Origin of the sequence: Citrobacter sp. NCU1 (assembly GCF_010231475.1) — a bacterium.
GTDB lineage: Bacteria > Pseudomonadota > Gammaproteobacteria > Enterobacterales > Enterobacteriaceae > Citrobacter_D.
This window is the reverse complement of the sequence record NZ_NRDO01000016.1, coordinates 41,971-60,124: the sequence shown is the minus strand read 5'-3', so window position 1 is coordinate 60,124 and position 18,154 is coordinate 41,971. Positions and strand designations below refer to the sequence as shown.

General features: G+C 52.9%; 17 protein-coding genes. 5 read left to right on the top strand and 12 right to left on the bottom strand.

Going from position 1 to position 18,154, the window contains the following annotated elements:
- Positions 1-5: 5 nt before the first annotated feature.
- The gene (phoR, locus tag CJP72_RS06865) at positions 6-1,301 is read right to left on the bottom strand and encodes a phosphate regulon sensor histidine kinase PhoR (RefSeq protein ID WP_162380136.1); all 1,296 of its coding nucleotides are present in this window, start codon (positions 1,299-1,301) and stop codon (positions 6-8) included.
- 56 nt (positions 1,302-1,357) lie between these two features.
- A complete protein-coding gene (gene phoB / locus CJP72_RS06860; RefSeq protein WP_162380135.1) occupies positions 1,358-2,047 on the bottom strand; it encodes a phosphate response regulator transcription factor PhoB in 690 nt (229 codons plus the stop codon).
- 192 nt (positions 2,048-2,239) lie between these two features.
- Here phoB and sbcD point away from each other — a divergent pair, with 192 nt between their 5' ends.
- Both sbcD and sbcC read left to right on the top strand, forming a co-directional pair.
- On the top strand, positions 2,240-3,442 hold the full coding sequence (gene sbcD / locus CJP72_RS06855) for an exonuclease subunit SbcD (RefSeq protein ID WP_162380134.1): 1,203 nt from the start codon (positions 2,240-2,242) through the stop codon (positions 3,440-3,442).
- The gene (gene sbcC, locus CJP72_RS06850) at positions 3,439-6,582 is read left to right on the top strand and encodes an exonuclease subunit SbcC (RefSeq protein ID WP_162380133.1); all 3,144 of its coding nucleotides are present in this window, start codon (positions 3,439-3,441) and stop codon (positions 6,580-6,582) included. The genes sbcD and sbcC overlap by 4 nt, the downstream gene beginning before the upstream one ends.
- 49 nt (positions 6,583-6,631) lie before the next feature.
- Here sbcC and mak read toward each other — a convergent pair whose 3' ends face one another.
- Positions 6,632-7,540 (bottom strand): fructokinase, encoded by a 909-nt coding sequence (gene mak / locus CJP72_RS06845; protein ID WP_162380132.1) that lies wholly within the window; start codon positions 7,538-7,540, stop codon positions 6,632-6,634.
- Positions 7,541-7,789: 249 nt separating this feature from the next.
- Here mak and rdgC point away from each other — a divergent pair, with 249 nt between their 5' ends.
- Complete coding sequence (rdgC, locus tag CJP72_RS06840; RefSeq protein ID WP_162380131.1) at positions 7,790-8,701, top strand: recombination-associated protein RdgC; 912 nt, start codon at positions 7,790-7,792, stop codon at positions 8,699-8,701.
- Between the two features lie 321 nt (positions 8,702-9,022).
- Here rdgC and ppnP read toward each other — a convergent pair whose 3' ends face one another.
- From ppnP to CJP72_RS06815, 5 genes are all read right to left on the bottom strand, one after another.
- Positions 9,023-9,307, bottom strand: coding sequence for a pyrimidine/purine nucleoside phosphorylase (ppnP, locus tag CJP72_RS06835; protein WP_162380130.1), 285 nt, complete (start codon positions 9,305-9,307; stop codon positions 9,023-9,025).
- A 71-nt stretch (positions 9,308-9,378) separates the two neighbouring features.
- Positions 9,379-10,056 (bottom strand): AroM family protein, encoded by a 678-nt coding sequence (locus CJP72_RS06830; protein WP_162380129.1) that lies wholly within the window; start codon positions 10,054-10,056, stop codon positions 9,379-9,381.
- A gap of 224 nt (positions 10,057-10,280) precedes the next feature.
- On the bottom strand, positions 10,281-10,472 hold the full coding sequence (locus CJP72_RS06825) for a YaiA family protein (protein ID WP_162380128.1): 192 nt from the start codon (positions 10,470-10,472) through the stop codon (positions 10,281-10,283).
- Between the two features lie 30 nt (positions 10,473-10,502).
- Positions 10,503-11,048 (bottom strand): shikimate kinase AroL, encoded by a 546-nt coding sequence (aroL, locus tag CJP72_RS06820; protein WP_162380127.1) that lies wholly within the window; start codon positions 11,046-11,048, stop codon positions 10,503-10,505.
- 181 nt (positions 11,049-11,229) lie between these two features.
- Positions 11,230-11,688 carry a YaiI/YqxD family protein gene (locus CJP72_RS06815; RefSeq protein ID WP_162380126.1) on the bottom strand — a complete coding sequence of 153 codons (459 nt, stop codon included), beginning with the start codon at positions 11,686-11,688 and terminating at the stop codon, positions 11,230-11,232.
- Between the two features lie 148 nt (positions 11,689-11,836).
- Here CJP72_RS06815 and proC point away from each other — a divergent pair, with 148 nt between their 5' ends.
- Positions 11,837-12,646: a pyrroline-5-carboxylate reductase gene (proC, locus tag CJP72_RS06810; protein WP_162380125.1), complete on the top strand. Its 810-nt coding sequence runs from the start codon at positions 11,837-11,839 to the stop codon at positions 12,644-12,646.
- A gap of 15 nt (positions 12,647-12,661) precedes the next feature.
- Here proC and adrA read toward each other — a convergent pair whose 3' ends face one another.
- From adrA to iraP, 4 genes are all read right to left on the bottom strand, one after another.
- Positions 12,662-13,777, bottom strand: a complete 1,116-nt coding sequence (adrA, locus tag CJP72_RS06805; protein WP_162380124.1) for a diguanylate cyclase AdrA — start codon at positions 13,775-13,777, stop codon at positions 12,662-12,664.
- Positions 13,778-13,888: 111 nt separating this feature from the next.
- A complete protein-coding gene (psiF, locus tag CJP72_RS06800; RefSeq protein WP_162380123.1) occupies positions 13,889-14,209 on the bottom strand; it encodes a phosphate starvation-inducible protein PsiF in 321 nt (106 codons plus the stop codon).
- A gap of 355 nt (positions 14,210-14,564) precedes the next feature.
- Positions 14,565-15,980 (bottom strand): alkaline phosphatase, encoded by a 1,416-nt coding sequence (phoA, locus tag CJP72_RS06795; RefSeq protein WP_162380122.1) that lies wholly within the window; start codon positions 15,978-15,980, stop codon positions 14,565-14,567.
- Positions 15,981-16,130: 150 nt separating this feature from the next.
- On the bottom strand, positions 16,131-16,391 hold the full coding sequence (iraP, locus tag CJP72_RS06790; protein ID WP_162380121.1) for an anti-adapter protein IraP: 261 nt from the start codon (positions 16,389-16,391) through the stop codon (positions 16,131-16,133).
- A gap of 598 nt (positions 16,392-16,989) precedes the next feature.
- On the opposite strand from iraP, the gene ddlA reads away from it, so the two are divergent.
- Positions 16,990-18,084, top strand: a complete 1,095-nt coding sequence (ddlA, locus tag CJP72_RS06785; RefSeq protein ID WP_162380120.1) for a D-alanine--D-alanine ligase — start codon at positions 16,990-16,992, stop codon at positions 18,082-18,084.
- The last annotated feature ends 70 nt before the right edge of the window (positions 18,085-18,154 follow it).

Sequence of the window (18,154 nt, the reverse complement as noted above, 5' to 3'; positions counted from 1 at the left end):
CGACATTAAGCTGTATTTTTGGCAATTAAACGTTCCGGCAGAACAAAACTAAACCGCGTTCCCTTCCCCACAGCGCTGTCGATAATCAATCGACTTTCGTGATGATTTAATGCGTGCTTAACAATCGCCAGCCCCAAACCGCTACCGCCAGTTTGTCTTGAGCGCGCCTTATCCACCCGGTAAAAACGCTCAGTCAAACGCGGAATATGCTCAGGCGCAATACCTGGACCGTCATCCTCTACGCTGAACTCCACGCCCTGCGAAGCGAGCTGCCAGCGCACGCTGATATGCGTCCCCGCCGGGGTGTGGTTTACCGCGTTATACACCAGATTCGAGATCGCGCTACGCAACTGGTCTTCATTGCCCAGCACGCAAAGCTGACTGTCGACCTCAAACGTGAAGCGGTGCTGCTGCTGACTTAACTCTTGCGCCTCGCGTTCAACGACACGCAGCATCATCGGTACGTCAACGCGCTCATTAAGCAGTACTACAGGCGCAGCCTCAATTTTCGACAGCGTCAGTAACTGTTTCACCAATCCTTCCATGCGGTGCGTTTGCTCGCGCATCGTATGCAACGCTTTTTCCCGCGTGGCGCCTTCCAGAGACTGTTCCTGCATCATCTCCAGATAGCCCTGCAACACGGTGAGCGGCGTACGCAGCTCATGGCTGACGTTGGCGAAAAAGTTTCGCCGCGCCCCTTCGAGCTGGTGCATTTGCGTCACATCGCGCGCCACCATCAACAACTGCTTGTCGGTGTAGGGCATCACCCGAATCTCCAGATGCCGTCCGGTGTTTAACACCAAATTGATCGGCCGGGTGAAATCGCGTGTTTTCAGATACTGTGTAAATTCCGGATAACGCAGTAAGTTGAGGATGTTCTGCCCACTATCATCTGGCCAGCGTAATCCCAGGACCTGTTGCGCCAGACCGTTACACCAAAAAATCCCCCCGTCTTCCGTGGTCAGCACTACCGCATCAGGCAGCGATTCTGCCCCGCTGCGAAAACGTTTAATGAGATTCCCCAGTTCACGGCGGCGCTTCTTATTACGCAACTGCATCTGATGCAGGCCGTACAGTAACGGTTCCCAGCTTCCGCTTCCCGGCGGCGGGGTCATACTTCTGTCGACCCACAACCACCAGGAAAGACGTAATAAATTCCAGAAATGCCAGATGAGGAGTCCCGTTACCGACGCCAGTAAAAACCAGGGCAGATAACCAAAAAATACACTAAGGATAAAAGCCGGGAGGCAGCAAAGTATCAGCTCCAGCACCAGCCTTTTCCATGACAGCCGTTCCAGCACGCGTCATACTCCATTCACGATTTGAAAGCCTTGCCAGCCTGACAGGCGACAAGGCGTCAGAAGCGGGTCGAAAAGCGATATCCTGTCCCACGTACAGTTTGTACCATGCGGTCATGACCGCTATGTTCCAGCGCTTTACGCAGGCGGCGAATATGGACGTCGACCGTGCGGTCTTCCACATACACGTTGGTGCCCCAAACGTGGTTTAGCAGTTGCTCACGACTGTAGACGCGTTCGGGATGCGTCATAAAGAAGTGCAGCAATTTGAATTCGGTAGGTCCCATATCAAGCGGGTTTTCCCCGGTCATCACGCGGTGCGATGTCGGGTCGAGACTCAGTCCTTGCATCTCAATCACCTCTTCGACCGCCATCGGTGAAATGCGCCGCATGACCGCTTTGATCCGCGCGACCAGCTCCTTAGGCGAAAACGGTTTTGTGACATAGTCATCCGCCCCCGTCTCCAGTCCACGCACGCGGTCTTCCTCTTCGCCTCTGGCCGTGAGCATGACGACGGGAATCTCGCGGGTCATCGCTTCACGTTTGAGATGTTTAATGAACTGAAGGCCAGAGCCGCCCGGCAACATCCAGTCCAGCAGGATCAGATCCGGCCAGGGTTCATTCAGTTGGTTCACTGCACTGTCATAATCTTCGGCCTCGACTGGCTGAAAGCCATTTTGCTCGAGCACGAAGCAGACCATTTCGCGAATTGGAGCTTCATCTTCTACGACCAGAATACGTCTCGCCATGATTTGCCCTGTTATAGAGTTGCTAGTCATCATTATCAATGCGGCGCCATTATGCGTCAGATTTATGACAGTTTTATGAAAAAAAGTGTCAATACCTACGCCAGATTGTTGATTTATGACACCCCATAAACAAGATATTAACCTCTCTGAAAGGTTATAATCCCGTTCACGCTTTTTCGCCATGGAACTGTTATGCGCATCCTACACACCTCTGACTGGCATCTCGGCCAAAACTTCTACAGTAAAAGCCGCGCCGCCGAGCACCAGGCCTTTCTTGACTGGCTGCTGGAAACTGCACAATCCCGACAGGTGGATGCGATTATTGTTGCAGGCGATATTTTTGATACGGGCTCGCCACCGAGCTATGCCCGCGAGCTGTACAACCGTTTTGTCGTCAATTTACAGCAAACAGGCTGTCATCTGGTGGTATTAGCCGGAAACCATGATTCTGTCGCCACGCTCAACGAGTCACGCGAGATTCTGGCGTTTCTGAACACGACCGTGGTCGCCAGCGCGGGACATGCGCCGCACTATCTTCACCGCCGCGACGGTACGCCAGGTGCCGTACTGTGCCCGATTCCGTTTTTACGTCCGCGTGACATCATCACCAGTCAGGCGGGCTTCAGCGGTCGCGAAAAACAGCAGCACCTGCTCACCACCATTACCGACTATTATCAGCAACAATATCAACAGGCCTGCGAGTTGCGCGGCGATCAACCGCTACCGATTATCGCCACGGGGCACCTGACGACCGTCGGTGCCAGTAAAAGTGACGCGGTACGTGACATCTACATTGGCACCCTGGATGCTTTTCCGGCGCAAAATTTCCCCCCTGCCGATTACATTGCGCTGGGACATATTCACCGGGCGCAGGTGATTGGCGGGACGGAGCATATTCGCTACTGCGGTTCGCCTATCGCGCTCAGCTTTGATGAGTGCGGAAAAAGCAAATGCGTGCATCTGGTGAGTTTCGAAAATGGAAAACTGCATTCAACAGAAAACCTCACCGTTCCGGTCACCCAGCCGCTGGCGGTGCTGAAAGGCGATTTAGCGGCCATTACCGAACAACTGGCGTCGTTTAAGAACGCGGCGCAGCATCCGCCTGTGTGGCTGGATATTGAAATTACCACTGACGAATACCTGCACGATATGCAGCGAAAAATTCAGGCGTTAACCGACGATCTCCCGGTAGAAGTCCTGCTGGTGCGGCGTAGTCGGGAACAACGTGAGCGAAGCATGGCGAATGAGCGGCGCGAAACCCTGAGCGAACTGAGCGTGGAAGAGGTGTTTGAGCGTCGTCTGGCGCTGGAAGAACTGGAGGTTCCTCAGCGTGAACGTCTCAATCAGTTGTTCAGTACCACCTTACACACGCTCGCCGGGGAACATGACGCATGAAAATCATCAGCCTGCGCCTGAAAAACCTGAACTCCCTGAAAGGGGAATGGAAAATCGATTTTACGGCGGAACCGTTCGCCAGCAACGGACTGTTTGCCATCACCGGCCCGACCGGTGCGGGAAAAACCACCCTGCTGGATGCCATTTGCCTCGCGCTGTATCACGAAACGCCGCGCCTGAGCACGCTTTCACAGTCACAAAACGATCTGATGACCCGCGACACCGCAGAGTGTCTGGCGGAGGTCGAATTTGAGGTCAAAGGCGAAGCGTACCGCGCGTTCTGGAGCCAAAACCGCGCCCGCAATCAGCCAGACGGTAATTTGCAGACGCCTCGCGTGGAGCTGGCGCGCTGCGCCGACGGAAAAATTCTCGCCGATAAAGTCAAAGACAAGCTGGAGATGACCGCCGCGCTGACCGGGCTGGATTACGGACGTTTTACCCGTTCTATGCTGTTGTCGCAGGGACAGTTTGCCGCCTTCCTGAACGCCAAACCCAAAGAGCGCGCCGAACTGCTGGAAGAGCTGACCGGCACCGAAATTTATGGCCAGATTTCGGCAATGGTCTTTGAGAAACACAAAACGGCCCGTACCGAACTGGAAAAACTGCAGGCGCAGGCCAGTGGTGTTGCTCTGCTCGCCCCCGAGCAACTGCAGGCGCTCACGGAACGTTTGCAGGTACTTACTGACGAAGAAAAACAGTCCCTCACGCGCCAACAAACGCAGCAGCACCACGTGCAATGGCTGACTCGCCAGAATGAACTGCATACAGAAGTCACTCGTCGCCAGCAGGCATTACAGTTGGCGCAAGAGGCGCAGGCAAACGCGCAGCCGCAGTTAGCGGCGCTGAAGCTGGCGCAACCGGCGCGACAACTCCGACCCTTGTGGGAGCGGATTGAGGAACAAGCCGCTACTGTTGCCCGCACGCGCCAGCAGATTCAGGAAGTGAACACTCGCTTACAGAGTTCATTATCGTTGCGCTATCGCCTTCGCGCCCATGCCCAACGCCAGTCTGCTGCACTGCACGCCACACAGCAGACGCTAACGGCATGGCTAACCGAACACGATCGTTTTCGCGTCTGGGGCAGTGAACTGGCTGGCTGGCGCGCGCTGTTTGCACAGCAGTCCAGCGACAAAGCGCAGTTGCTCAAATGGCAACAGCAACAAGAAAACGACACCCGTAAGCTTGACGCGCTCCCGGCTCAAACGCTGGATTTGTCTGCCGAAGAGGTGACGCAAGCGCTCGCACAACACGCAGGGCTTCGCCCGCAGCGCCAGCGCCTCGCCTCGCTCCACGGACAGATCGCGCCAAAACAGAAACGGTTAGCACAGTTACAGGCGGCTATTAAACACAGCCAGCAAGAACAGGCTCAGCGTAATACCGCGCTTGAAGAAAAACGGCTGCGTTATAAAGAGAAAAACCAGCAATTCCTTGATGTCAAAACGATTTGCGAACAGGAAGCGCGGATTAAAGACCTGGAAAGCCAGCGGGCATTGCTGCAATCCGGCCAGCCATGCCCGCTGTGTGGTTCCACCGAACACCCTGCTGTAGAGGTCTATCAGGCCCTCGAACCTGGTGTGAATCAGGCACGGCGCGATTCGCTGGAAAAAGAGGTCAAAACGCTGGCAGAAGAAGGTGCCGCATTGCGCGGGCAACTCGACACCCTCACGCAGCAATTACAGCGTGACGAAAGCGAAGCGCAGACGCTGTTAAAAGAAGAGCAAGCACTTACTCAGGAATGGCAAACGCAGTGCGCCAGCCTGCATATTTCGCTACAACCGCAGGACGATATTTCGCCCTGGCTGGCCGCGCAGGATGAATACGAGCACCAGTTGCATCAACTGAGCCAACGACACGTCCTGATGGCGCAAATCGCGGCGCACACTCAGCAGGTGACGCAGTTTCAACAGCAGATCGCGCAACGCCACGCATCTCTGTTAGCCGATGTGACCCGCTACGCGCTGTCACTGCCGGGTGAAGGCGAGGAAGATGCCTGGCTCAGCGCAAGAACGCAGGAAGCGCAAACATGGCAGCACCGCCAGACGGAATTGACCGAACTGCAACCGCGAATTGCCCAATTAACCCCGCTGCTGGAGACGCTACCGGCTACCGATATCGCCATTGACGATGACGCCCCTCTGTCTCTGGATAACTGGCGACAGGTGCATGACGAGTGCGTTTCGTTACAGAGTCAATGGCAAACGTTGCAGCAGCAGGAAGCACAGGAAACACAGCGAGCCGCAGACGCTCAGACCCATTTCAACACCGCGTTGCAGGCCAGTGTCTTCGACGACCAGACCGCGTTCCTCGCCGCCTTGCTGGACGATGAAACCGTTAGCCGTCTTGAGCAACTCCGCCAGTCGCTGGAAAACCAGTTACAGCAGGCGCAGACATTAGCGACACAGGCAGCCCAGGCGTTAGCAGAACACCAGCAGCAGCCTCCCGCAGCGCTGGACATCACCCTGACGGCGGAACAGATCCAACAGGAGCTGACGCAGATCAACGCCCAGCTTCGTGAAAACACCACCCACCAGGGCGAAATCCGCCAGCAACTTAAGCAAGACGCCGAAAATCGTCAGCAGCAACAGTCTCTGATGCTGGAAATAGAAAAAGCCGCGCAGCAAGTGGAAGACTGGGGGTATCTCAATGCGCTCATCGGCTCTAAAGAGGGCGATAAATTCCGCAAGTTTGCACAGGGACTCACGCTGGATAATCTGGTCTGGCTGGCGAACAATCAGCTGACACGCCTGCACGGACGCTATTTACTGCAACGCAAAGCCAGTGAAGCGCTGGAGCTGGAAGTGGTCGATACCTGGCAAGCCGATGCCGTGCGCGACACCCGTACGCTTTCCGGCGGCGAGAGTTTCCTCGTGAGCCTGGCACTGGCGCTGGCGTTGTCGGATCTGGTCAGCCATAAAACGCGAATTGACTCCCTGTTCCTTGATGAAGGGTTTGGCACCCTGGACAGTGAAACGCTGGACACCGCGCTGGATGCACTGGATGCACTGAACGCAACGGGCAAAACCATCGGGGTGATAAGCCATGTCGAAGCGATGAAAGAACGGATCCCCGTACAGATCAAAGTGAAGAAGATCAATGGACTGGGCTATAGCAAATTGGACAGGATATTTGCTGTGGAATAGCCCGAGTTGCCGGAGGTGCAGCTGCCCCCTCCGGCAACGCGTTACACCATCACGTTTGCGGCCACAGCCAGGCCGCACCGCGCACGCCGCTGGAGTCACCATGCAGCGCTTTGCGAATCGGCGTCTCGCATTCACCGCCAAAAACAAACGGTTTAATTAACGACGGCACCGTTTGGTACAACCTGTCGACATTACTCATCCCGCCGCCTAGCACAATGACGTCCGGATCAAGAATGTTCACCACATGCGCTAACGATTTCGCCAGTCGCAATTCATAGCGACTCAGCGCCAGTTCCGCTGTGGCGTTCTGTTCTTCCGCCAGTCGAATAATTTCACTGCCTTTCAGCGGGTTACCGCTCAAGCGATGATAATCTGTGGCAAAACCGGTGCCAGAGATAAACGTTTCAATGCAGCCTTGTTTACCGCAATAACAGGGGACTTCTGCGCGATAGCGAAGCTCATCGTCGTCCATCCACGGCAGCGGATTATGCCCCCACTCACCCGCGGTCCCATTGCCTCCGATGTGCGCACGGCCGTTCAGCGCCACGCCTGAGCCACATCCGGTGCCGATAATCACGGCAAAAACCGTATGCGCGCCCGCCGCCGCGCCGTCCACGGCTTCAGACACCGCCAGGCAGTTGGCATCATTGGCGAGCCGGACTTCACGGTTAAGACGCGTACTCAGATCTTTGTCAAACGGCTGACCGTTAAGCCAGGTGGAATTGGCGTTTTTCACCACCCCGGTGTAGGGCGAAATGGAACCCGGAATTCCCATTCCCACGGTTCCCGTCTCCCCGGTCGCCTTTTCAGCCATTTCCACCAGTGTGGCAATGGTCTCAATCGTTTGTCGATAATCGTCGCGCGGCGTGGGCAGACGATGGCGAAACAACTGTTCCCCCGCATCACCGAGCGCAATGACCTCTGTTTTGGTCCCACCCAAATCAATACCTATACGCACACGACGCTCCTCATTTTATGAAATATCAACAGAGTAGAAGCGAGCTTCCTGATTGGCAATGCAAGCCCGTCGACAATTCGTTATTATACCCGGCATCCTTCAAGTTGCAGATGCGTCGGCTCTCCTCGCTCCCCCCAGTCACTTACTTCAGTAAGCTCCCGGGGCTCTCTGCGTTGCCGCCTTCCTGCAACTCGAACTCTTTGGGTATCAATACCCGCTGCATTTAACGACAAGGCCGTGGAAATTATCATGCTGTGGTTCAAAAATTTAATGGTTTACCGTCTTAGCCGCGACGTTTCTCTGCGTGCTGAGGAGATGGAAAAACAGCTGTCCTCGATGACGTTTACCCCTTGCGGTAGCCAGGATATGGCAAAAATGGGCTGGGTACCGCCGATGGGATCGCACAGCGATGCATTAACGCATACCGCCAATGGCCAAATTATTATTTGCGCGCGCAAAGAAGAGAAGATCCTGCCTGCGCCGGTGATCAAACAGGCGCTGGAAGCGAAAATCGCCAAACTGGAAGCCGATCAGGGCCGCAAGCTGAAGAAGACTGAAAAAGATTCGCTGAAAGATGAAGTGCTGCACTCCCTGTTGCCACGCGCCTTTAGCCGTTTTAATCAGACAATGATGTGGATAGACACGGTGAATGACCTGATCATGGTCGACTGCGCGAGCGCCAAAAAAGCGGAAGATACGCTGGCGCTGCTGCGTAAGTGCCTCGGTTCCTTGCCAGTGGTTCCATTGACGCTGGAAAATCCTATCGAATTAACCCTCACCGAGTGGGTGCGTTCTGGTACGGTTGCCCAGGGATTCCAGTTGCTGGATGAAGCCGAACTGAAAGCCATGCTCGAAGATGGCGGCGTGATCCGCGCGAAGAAGCAGGATCTGGTCAGCACCGAAATCGCCAATCACATTGAAGCAGGTAAAGTCGTCACCAAACTGGCGCTTGACTGGCAGCAACGGATCCAATTTTTGATGTGCGACGACGGCTCGATCAAACGCCTGAAGTTCTGTGATGAGCTGCGCGATCAAAACGAAGATATTGATCGGGAAGATTTTGCCCAACGTTTTGATGCCGATTTTATCCTGATGACCGGCGAGCTGGCGGCTCTGATTAAAAGCCTGGTCGAAGGGCTGGGTGGCGAAGCGCAACGCTAGTTGCACAGCATTCCCTCTCCCGATGGAATAATGTCAATCAGTTAAGCGCTGGCAAACCGAAAAGCCATGTGGCATTTACCCGGAACGGCCAACATGCTGGTTTTGCGAACGGTTCCGTTCACCTCATGTTCTTCGCTTCTCTGGTATTCCATGTCCCGTGAACGGGTTAAGGGTGCTATCGCCGCACCCTTAACCCGTTCACAGGTAGAGTGATTTCAGAGGGGCTGTGGACCTAAAGTGAACGTCACCTTTCACCAGAGTGACAGGTTCTCGATAATTCCTTAACTAAGCAGCATTACCTCCGATGGAGAGGGAACCACATTACAGATAGCGGCAAAGATAGGAGGTCGGCTCTGCCACCTGCAAATGGAATTCGCTATTGCCGGGAACGTTAAACACCTCGCCTGCGGCAAACACTTGCCACTGGGTCTCCCCCGGTAGCAGAACATTCAACGCGCCGCTAACCACCGTCATTTCTTCCGGTGCTGCAGTACCGAAGGTATATTCACCTTCAGCCATCACGCCAACACTGGCGCGGCCAGTACTGCTGCTGGTAAAACCGATTGATTTCACTTTGCCGGAAAAGTACTCATTGCTTTGTAGCATACAACTGGCCCTGTTTTATGATTAAGTTAATTCTCAATATAGGGGCCTGACCTTCTGCCTGTCACGCAAAATTAAACAAGTAATTCTGATGCCAGTCGCGCAATCAACACATTAGAAAGTAAAACCGGAACATCCAGCGCCTTTTGCAGCAAATCACGATGACGCTGGTTAAAACCGAGGCAATCCAGCATGACAACATCAGCGCCTTGTTCCAGCAACGCCTTCCCCGCATCAATCAATTGCTGTTCAGTACCATGGATGGGATTCGCCAACGAAAAGACCGGCGGTGTCTGTAATACCTGCCATTTTTGGGTTTGGGCGTCCAGTAACGCCTCAACCGGAACAATCACCCCCACCTGATGCCCGTCGACAATCGACGCCACCAGCGGCGGAATAATACGTGATGGCTCAAGCAGAATCGTATTATGGGCCGTCATGTTGTTGAGCGGCGAGGTGCTCATTAACAGGATCACGTCGTAGCCCTGGTTATCCAGCACTTCCACCACACTTTGTAGATCCCGCTCGACCTTCTGGCGGGATACATGGGCAAGTTGATTATCGCTGAGCAACGTCAGCAGGGGAGCATCACCTGGCGCCACCGCATAATCCGCCATCACATCCTCACGCGACATTTTGCCCAACAGGCTATGGTGAGAGATATGTTGCTCGTCGATATACTCTGTTAAGAGAGGTAAGACTTCACTCATTGGTACGACACCAATAGTGAGAATAGCCAACGACGCACTCATTTTTATGCTCCGCCTTCTTATACTTCGTCGTTAATTCCCGGTAAATATTTGAACACTTACCTGCGCTATAAATGCCAAAAAGCGTAGCAGCAGTTACGCAACACGTTGTGTAAAGATTCCAATTAACTCCAGTACCAGATTGTTATTGTTTAATTTTCAGTTTTAGCAGAGCGCGATAAATGTGATCCTGGCACACTCAGAGTCCTTTCTGAGTTATGGCTGCATCAGGTTTTATCAGGGTCTTCATAGCGTTTTTTAGCGTCCAGCGCGTCTTCTTCGCTGGCGTGCTCGCTGATCAAAGAGTCTGGTTTGGGATAATCGGCCCGAAGCTGGTAGCGGAGCACCGTCTGGCCTGGTACCCCTTTTTCAAGGGTGACAATCCAGGCTTTTCGCGGATAGAGGGGATTGTTCGGCATGGTTCCTCCTTTAATACAACGGGATGAACATTAAGTATAGACGCCGCCCTGCTGACGTAGTTGCGCTTGCGACAGAGCCGCGAGAATTTCACCCACCACCTGCTCCGGATTTTTAGTCGCATCAACAATGTAATGCGCCGCTTCACGGTACAGCGCGTCGCGTTGTTCAAGCACGTCCCGCACCTCTTCACTCAACGGTTTCCCCGTTAAGGTGGGGCGCAGTCCCTCTTCCGGCGCCGCTTCCAGGCGCTCAACCAATACCGACACCGGAGCGCATAAATAGAAAACCGTACCGTTATTACGCATGTAATGTCGGTTGTATTCCGTAAGAATAATCCCGCCACCGGTAGCCACTACCGTTGATGGTGCTGTAACCGCCTGAAGCGCTGTCGTTTCCCTGGCGCGAAAACCGTCCCACCCTTCTCTCTCGACCATTTCCGCTACGGTCATTTGTACATGTGACTGCAACCACTGGTCGGTATCAACAAACTGGAAATCGGTCGCCCGGGCAAGCGTCATACCGGTTGTTGTCTTACCACAGCCTCGTGGGCCAACAAGAAAAAGGGGTTGCGTCATAACGGGAGTTCCCAGGAGAGCCGCAAACATGCGGAATCGGATGTCGTTAAAGTAATAATCATACCACCAAACTAGTACATCGTTAAGTGTAAATAAATCATTCCAAAAAGAATGTGATATACCGTGCATCCTTACTATAACAAGAAATCGCAGGCAATGAAGTGTAAAGATAAAATTGCAGTTACCGAGCCCTGCGCTGAACTTCCAGCCACCACTTATCCAGTTCAGCGGCGAAGTGTTGGCGATCGCGCGGCGAAAGACTGTCCGGACCGCCGGTCTGGATCCCACTGGCGCGCAACGTGTCCATAAAATCACGCATTGTCAGACGTTCACGGATGGTGGATTCGCTATACCGCTCTCCGCGCGGATTTAATGCCGCCGCCCCTTTCCCCAGGACTTCAGAAGCCAACGGAATGTCTGCTGTGATAACCAAATCGCCGGCTTCACACTGACGTACGATCTCATTATCCGCCACATCAAAACCGGCGGGCACGCGCAACGTGCGGATAAATCGTGATGGCGGGACACGTAAATTTTGGTTCGCGACCAGGATCAACGGCATCTGCATCCGCTCAGAGGCGCGGTATAAAATTTCTTTGATTACATTCGGACACGCGTCAGCATCCACCCATATTGTCATAACCGCTCCTTACTGATGTGCATTTTTACATTGTCTCGTGCTTTTGCCTTCCGTCAAAGTGCTGTTTCTCCTTCTGAACATTCTCATTCCGCGTTAAGCTACGCTTTACTCATCAAAACAATGAATATCACCCAGGGGGAGTGACGTGATGGAGAAGAAAATCGGTTTCATCGGTTGTGGCAACATGGGAAAAGCGATTCTTGGCGGCCTGATTGCGAGCGGCCAGGTTCTCCCGGGGCAAATCTGGGTCTATACCCCATCCCCCGACAACGTTGCCGCCCTGCATGAGCAGTACGGCATTAACCCGGCGCAAACCGCGCAAGAAGTGGCACAGGTTGCAGATATCGTCTTTGGCGCTGTAAAACCCGGCATTATGATTAAAGTGTTGAGTGAAATCACCTCCAGCCTGAGCAAAGATTCGCTGGTGGTCTCGATTGCAGCGGGGGTTACTCTCGACCAACTCGCCCGTGCGCTGGGGCACGATCGTAAAATTATTCGCGCAATGCCAAACACGCCTTCGCTGGTCAATGCCGGGATGACCTCCGTGACGCCAAATGCCCTGGTCACCCCGGAAGACACCGCCGATGTATTGAATATTTTCCGTTGCTTTGGCGAAGCCGAGATCATCGCAGAATCCATGATCCACCCGGTTGTCGGCGTCAGCGGCTCTTCGCCAGCCTATGTCTTTATGTTTATTGAGGCGATGGCGGATGCCGCTGTTCTGGGAGGAATGCCGCGCGCTCAGGCGTATAAATTCGCGGCGCAGGCCGTCATGGGATCGGCGAAAATGGTTCTGGAAACCGGTAAACATCCTGGCGAATTGAAAGACATGGTGTGTTCACCGGGCGGTACCACCATTGAAGCGGTTCGAATCCTCGAAGAACGTGGCTTCCGTGCTGCCGTTATCGAAGCGATGGCGAAGTGTATGGAAAAGTCTGAGAATCTCAGTAAATCCTGAGAATATCGCTGGACGTCAGGCCGCCACTTCGGTGCGGTTACGTCCGGCGTTCTTTGCTTTGTAAAGCGCAATATCCGCGGATTTCAACCACTCACGATAGTGTCCAAGTTGTGAGGTCAATGGCGCAATCCCCACGCTAATACGTAACGTGACCTGCGGCGCACATGACAAACGCAATGTGTTCAATTTTTCGTGTACCCGCGACATTGCGGCAATGGCGTTTTCCGCAGGTGTGCCACACATGATGACCGCAAACTCATCACCGCCAAAGCGGCCAATCACATCGCTACCGCGTAAGGTCATCTGCAATTGTCGCGTTAGCGCCACTATCGCTTCGTCGCCAACGTCATGGCCCCAGGTGTCATTGATGCTCTTAAAGTGGTCAATATCGATAATCAGCAGTGTGGATTCGCGGTTATAGCGACGACAATTATCGAATTCATTACGTAATAAAATTTCCCAATGCCGTCTGTTATAGACGCCCGTCATTCCATCCCGAGTACTCATCACCTGCAACCGGCGCTTATGCTCTGCCAGTTTCGTCGCCGTCTGATAACTGACCCAGGCAAACAACAATGGGTACATCACAATCACAGGCAGGCAGAGCCACCATTCCAGCTGCGCGCTGCCAAAAGCCACAGTGATACCGGTTAGCTGCAATGTCACCAGGCTAGAAACAACCATCAATACGATCCCGGCGACGAACAGCCGTACACCGCCAGCCCCCATCAGATTCATGCACATCATCATCAGTAATGCCGTCGAGGGGAGGATATTGACGCCCATCACGCCGACCCAAACTCCCGCAAGGATTGCGTCAGCTTTTAAGTTGTATATTTCACGGCTTAAAGGATCGATGGCTTTGCTCGCCAGTTGCCACGCCAGATGCGGCCAGACAAAAGCCCATCCCACCAAAAATAGCCACCATCCTCCCGCAACAGACTGATCAACCAGTGCGGCAGAAACCGGAAAGAACATCCATCCCAGTCCAACTGCTCGCGGCAACCTGACTCGCCGGGCGAAGCGCAACCCGGAACGCTGGTGGTCATTGGGAGGCGGTATGGCGGGTTCTCCCCCCGGCGCTACCGTTTTTTTGTAAAAGCTTTCATCATTCATAATTATTGGGAACATTCTGAAACAATTTTCCCAAATTATAGAGACGGGGCTTGCGGTGAAAGTATGATATTTCGGGTGAGTGATTTTCTCATCTCACCCGTTAGCACTACAGTTTACCGTATTGTACTACGCAGCTTTTTTCAGGCAGGCACTCATAAACTTATTGCGATCGTCGCCTTTCAGAGATTGTTCTGTCGCCTGCACATTGCACTCACGCATTTTCTGCTGCTGGGGAGTCAAACTTTTCTCACCCGGTGCAGACGTGCTGTTCTTCAGGCAATCACTCATATAGGTTTTACGGGCATCCCCTTTCAGCGCTTCTGCTGTCGCCTGCTGATTGCAGGTTGTCATACGCTGTTGTTGCGGTGTTAAGGTTTTCTCGGCAGCGCCGACGGTCGTTAAAAACACCAAACCAAAAAGCAAGGCAACCAGTGATGTTATTTTCATCGCACCATCCTTTTGTGGGTATTTACACACTTAGAGCCTATCCCAGTAGGCGTAATTGGCGTAGTCAGTTTGGACACGGACAGCACGGAAAAACCGGAGCGTACACGTAGTACGTGAGGATTTGATTCGCTACGCTCACCCTAACGGGCCGCCCAGGGGCGTTCAAAGGTAAACCTTTGTGAGCACTGCCCAGGGCCAAAATGACAAGTGAAATAGCCTAATGGGATAGGCCCCTAATCCTTCAGGAAACTCGAATTATTTAATCTCTATAATCTGAAGGATTTCGTGTCATTAAGTCTGGCTGCTTACGACGAAATTACCACCCGACGGTAAAAGTATTACCGCCAGGTGCCGTTTACTTCAGTCCCAGAGCCGCTTTCATGGTGTAAAACAGATCGGTTTGGTCCGTCAGCCCCACCACATTGGCGGCATGTGGGCCATATGCGGCAATACGTAGCTGGCTGCCGGTATGTTCCTGCGATTCTTCTTCTGAGTTTCCGTAGCTTAACACCATCACCGCGCCATCTTTGGTGTTGAGCGCCTGTGTCAGTCCCGGCGCTTTGGTGTCCGGCGCAACAATCTGGCTGGCGTGCGCATGATCGGCGGTCACCACCACCAGCGTGTTGCCATCCTTCTTCGCAAATTCCAGCGCGCGCTGCACAGCCTCGTCCAGATCGACCGTTTCGCCAATCTGCCCGCAGGGGTTAGCCGCATGATCTTGCTTATCGATAGACGCCCCTTCCACCTGCAGGAAGAACCCCTTCTCATTTTTGCTCAGCAGTTCGATCGCTTTGTCGGTCATCTGCGCCAGCGTCGGCACGGTGTCGTTGCGCTTCACATTTGGCGTACAGGTCACTGCCGGTTTATCAATATTGCCGTGGTAAGACGCTTTCGGACCTTCCCAGCGTACGGGCATGTTGCCGTCAGAGAATAATCCCAGCAGCGGTTTATCCTGGTTAGCTTCGCGCACATCAGCCAGCGTTGCGGCATCGCTGACTAACTGATAGCCGCGAGCCTGCGCCTGTTCACGCAGTGTTTTTCCCTGCCATTCGCCTGCTTTCGCCGTTTCAGTAAAAGTTTTTGCGCCGCCGCCAAGCGTGACGTCCGCGCGCGCATTCAGTAATTGTTCAGTAATAGAGCCTTTACCGCCTTTTTCCAGCGCATTTGTCGGGCATTTTTCGCTGGTGACAGTTGGGCCGTAGCATTTTCGGGAGGTCACATGTGCCACCAGCGCCGCCGGTGTCGCATCCTGTAATTCCGCCGTGGAGACATTCCCCGTTGCCAGGCCCGCCGCTTTTGCCATTTCCAGAATGGTGGTGTTACCTTTTTCGTGGATATCGACACCCAACGCGCCGTTATAGGTTTTTACGCCCGTCGTCCAGGCCGTCGCGGAGGCCGCGGAATCCGTCACATAATCGGGTTTGCCGGTTTTTTTATCCAGCGCGTAATGGGTGTACTGTCCCGTCAAAGGTAACGCATCAATGCCTTTAAAAAAGCCACCCGCCCCTTCGGCATAATTTCGCGCGGCTGTTATTTCCGAGTCCCCCATACCATCGCCAATCAGCAGAATGATATTTTTAGCGGGTTTATTACTGAGTGAATCCCGCAGAGCAGAAGTTTGATCGGCCGCTAAACGACGAGCACCACCTGGGGTCGTAATATCGCCCTGTGCTGCACGATTCTCCAGGACAGCCACAGATGAAGACCCGGCATACGTTGCGGGGATAAAAAACAGAGAGATCAGGGCAATAGCAATAGCGCTTTGTTTCACTTTATTTTCTCCATGTATAAATACATAAAAATATGCTCTGAATAATTCGAATTGCAGTAAATGCAATGTGAAGTATGACAAGCATAAAAACAAAGCGACTATAGGTATCTGATATGACAGCAATATGACAGTTATTGTCCCTGAATACGATCAGCTACGAGGATGCCTCAATAACTTCTTTACGTACTGGCGCAGCAATTCCGTATCGTTATCCGGAACGCTGGCATCCGGCTTTACGTCTTCAAGTGCGCCCTCTATCTGGTGAATCAGCCTTTGCTGCTCAACCTGCGCCATATTACGCAGCATTGCGGTGACAATAATCTCTAACGCCTCTACCTGAGCAACCAGTTCTTTCGACTCTTCTTCTTTTTGGGCGAGTTTAAACAACAACTCTGAAATGAGGTTTTTCATAGACGCATTTCCTTATCCGAAGTAGGTTGACGGTATCATTATGATTCATCACTGCCTAGGGGATGAAAGTAGTATTTTTATGATTAAGGAAAGACTTTGTGTTAATAATCACATTGAATTAATCAGCGAAACGTTTCTCAAATCCAAATAGTTTCATATTAATAAAATACAAAAATCAATGTTCACGCCATATCATAATATAAAGTTATGAATAGCCAGCTAATTTCACTTATGTTACCTCGCAATAATACATGTTGATGCTGACAGGCTTAATTGTTGAGCAGGTTAAGGCACGAACATTACAGAACAATCTGCACGTCCAGAGATGATCTGCGACGTCCTCTTCGGGTCGACCTGAAGAGAGCAAAAGTGGAACCCAGGGCAGCGATACCCGCCACTGACATTTTATCTCCCCGTTCATCAGATTTGTGAAACACATCACATGAATCCATATAATTCGCAGGGAATTGTGCTTTGACCTGCGTGTAGCAGAGTCGTTGTCTCCGGTCTGTTCGAAACAATATGGCAGAAGCTCGCGAAACCCTCGTTTTGTCGTGGTAATGTATACGCTTTGCGTTTCACGGAATGGGTTTTTAAGATGGCGAAATTGCGGGTAGGAATCGTATTTGGTGGTAAGTCGGCGGAACATGAAGTGTCTTTGCAATCGGCAAAAAATATTGTCGATGCCATCGACAAGACCCGCTTTGATGTTGTGCTGTTAGGCATTGATAAACAAGGGCAATGGCACGTTAACGATGCCAGTAACTATCTGCTGAACGCAGACGACCCCGCTCATATTGCGCTGCGTCCTTCAGCCACAAGTCTGGCGCAGGTGCCTGGCAAACAAGAGCACCAGCTCATTGACGCGCAGAACGGCCAGCCGCTGCAAACGGTTGATGTCATTTTCCCTATCGTTCATGGAACGCTCGGTGAAGACGGTTCCCTACAGGGCATGCTGCGTGTGGCAAATTTACCGTTCGTCGGTTCCGATGTGCTCGGCTCTGCGGCCTGTATGGACAAAGATATCACTAAGCGCCTGCTGCGCGATGCCGGGTTGAATATCGCCCCTTTTATAACGCTCACTCGCACCAACCGCAATACGGTCAGTTTTGCAGAGGTTGAAGCGGGTCTCGGTCTGCCGCTGTTTGTTAAACCGGCGAACCAGGGCTCTTCCGTTGGTGTCAGCAAAGTCACCAACGAAGCGCAGTATCATCTGGCCGTGGCACTGGCATTTGAGTTTGATCATAAAGTGGTGGTTGAGAAAGGCATCAAGGGTCGTGAGATCGAATGCGCCGTTCTCGGCAACGATCATCCGCAAGCCAGTACCTGTGGCGAGATTGTCCTGAACAGCGATTTTTACGCCTACGACACCAAGTACATTGACGATAACGGCGCGAAAGTGGTGATCCCTGCGGCGATCGCCCCTGAAGTGAACGAAAAGATCCGTGAGATCGCCGTTCAGGCGTATCAAACGCTGGGTTGTGCAGGTATGGCGCGCGTCGATGTGTTCTTAACGCCAGACAATGAGGTGGTGATCAACGAGATCAACACCCTGCCAGGGTTTACCAACATCAGCATGTATCCGAAACTGTGGCAGGCAAGCGGTTTGGGTTATACCGATTTGATCAGCCGTTTGATCGAGCTGGCGCTGGAGCGCCACGCGGCTAACAATGCGCTGAAAACCAGTATGTAAACAAAGCATGGTCAAACGTCGAACGGTATCTTCTGACCGCGATGTTTTGACGCAGATAAAGCCCGATAGC

Coding starts and splice junctions, on each gene's coding strand:
- phoB (WP_162380135.1), bottom strand. CDS start 2,047: ATGGCGAGACGTATTCTGGTCGTAGAAGATGAAGCTCCAATTCGCGAA.
- sbcD (WP_162380134.1), top strand. CDS start 2,240: ATGCGCATCCTACACACCTCTGACTGGCATCTCGGCCAAAACTTCTAC.
- sbcC (WP_162380133.1), top strand. CDS start 3,439: ATGAAAATCATCAGCCTGCGCCTGAAAAACCTGAACTCCCTGAAAGGG.
- rdgC (WP_162380131.1), top strand. CDS start 7,790: ATGCTGTGGTTCAAAAATTTAATGGTTTACCGTCTTAGCCGCGACGTT.
- ppnP (WP_162380130.1), bottom strand. CDS start 9,307: ATGCTACAAAGCAATGAGTACTTTTCCGGCAAAGTGAAATCAATCGGT.
- CJP72_RS06830 (WP_162380129.1), bottom strand. CDS start 10,056: ATGAGTGCGTCGTTGGCTATTCTCACTATTGGTGTCGTACCAATGAGT.
- CJP72_RS06825 (WP_162380128.1), bottom strand. CDS start 10,472: ATGCCGAACAATCCCCTCTATCCGCGAAAAGCCTGGATTGTCACCCTT.
- aroL (WP_162380127.1), bottom strand. CDS start 11,048: ATGACGCAACCCCTTTTTCTTGTTGGCCCACGAGGCTGTGGTAAGACA.
- CJP72_RS06815 (WP_162380126.1), bottom strand. CDS start 11,688: ATGACAATATGGGTGGATGCTGACGCGTGTCCGAATGTAATCAAAGAA.
- proC (WP_162380125.1), top strand. CDS start 11,837: ATGGAGAAGAAAATCGGTTTCATCGGTTGTGGCAACATGGGAAAAGCG.
- adrA (WP_162380124.1), bottom strand. CDS start 13,777: ATGTTCCCAATAATTATGAATGATGAAAGCTTTTACAAAAAAACGGTA.
- psiF (WP_162380123.1), bottom strand. CDS start 14,209: ATGAAAATAACATCACTGGTTGCCTTGCTTTTTGGTTTGGTGTTTTTA.
- iraP (WP_162380121.1), bottom strand. CDS start 16,391: ATGAAAAACCTCATTTCAGAGTTGTTGTTTAAACTCGCCCAAAAAGAA.
- ddlA (WP_162380120.1), top strand. CDS start 16,990: ATGGCGAAATTGCGGGTAGGAATCGTATTTGGTGGTAAGTCGGCGGAA.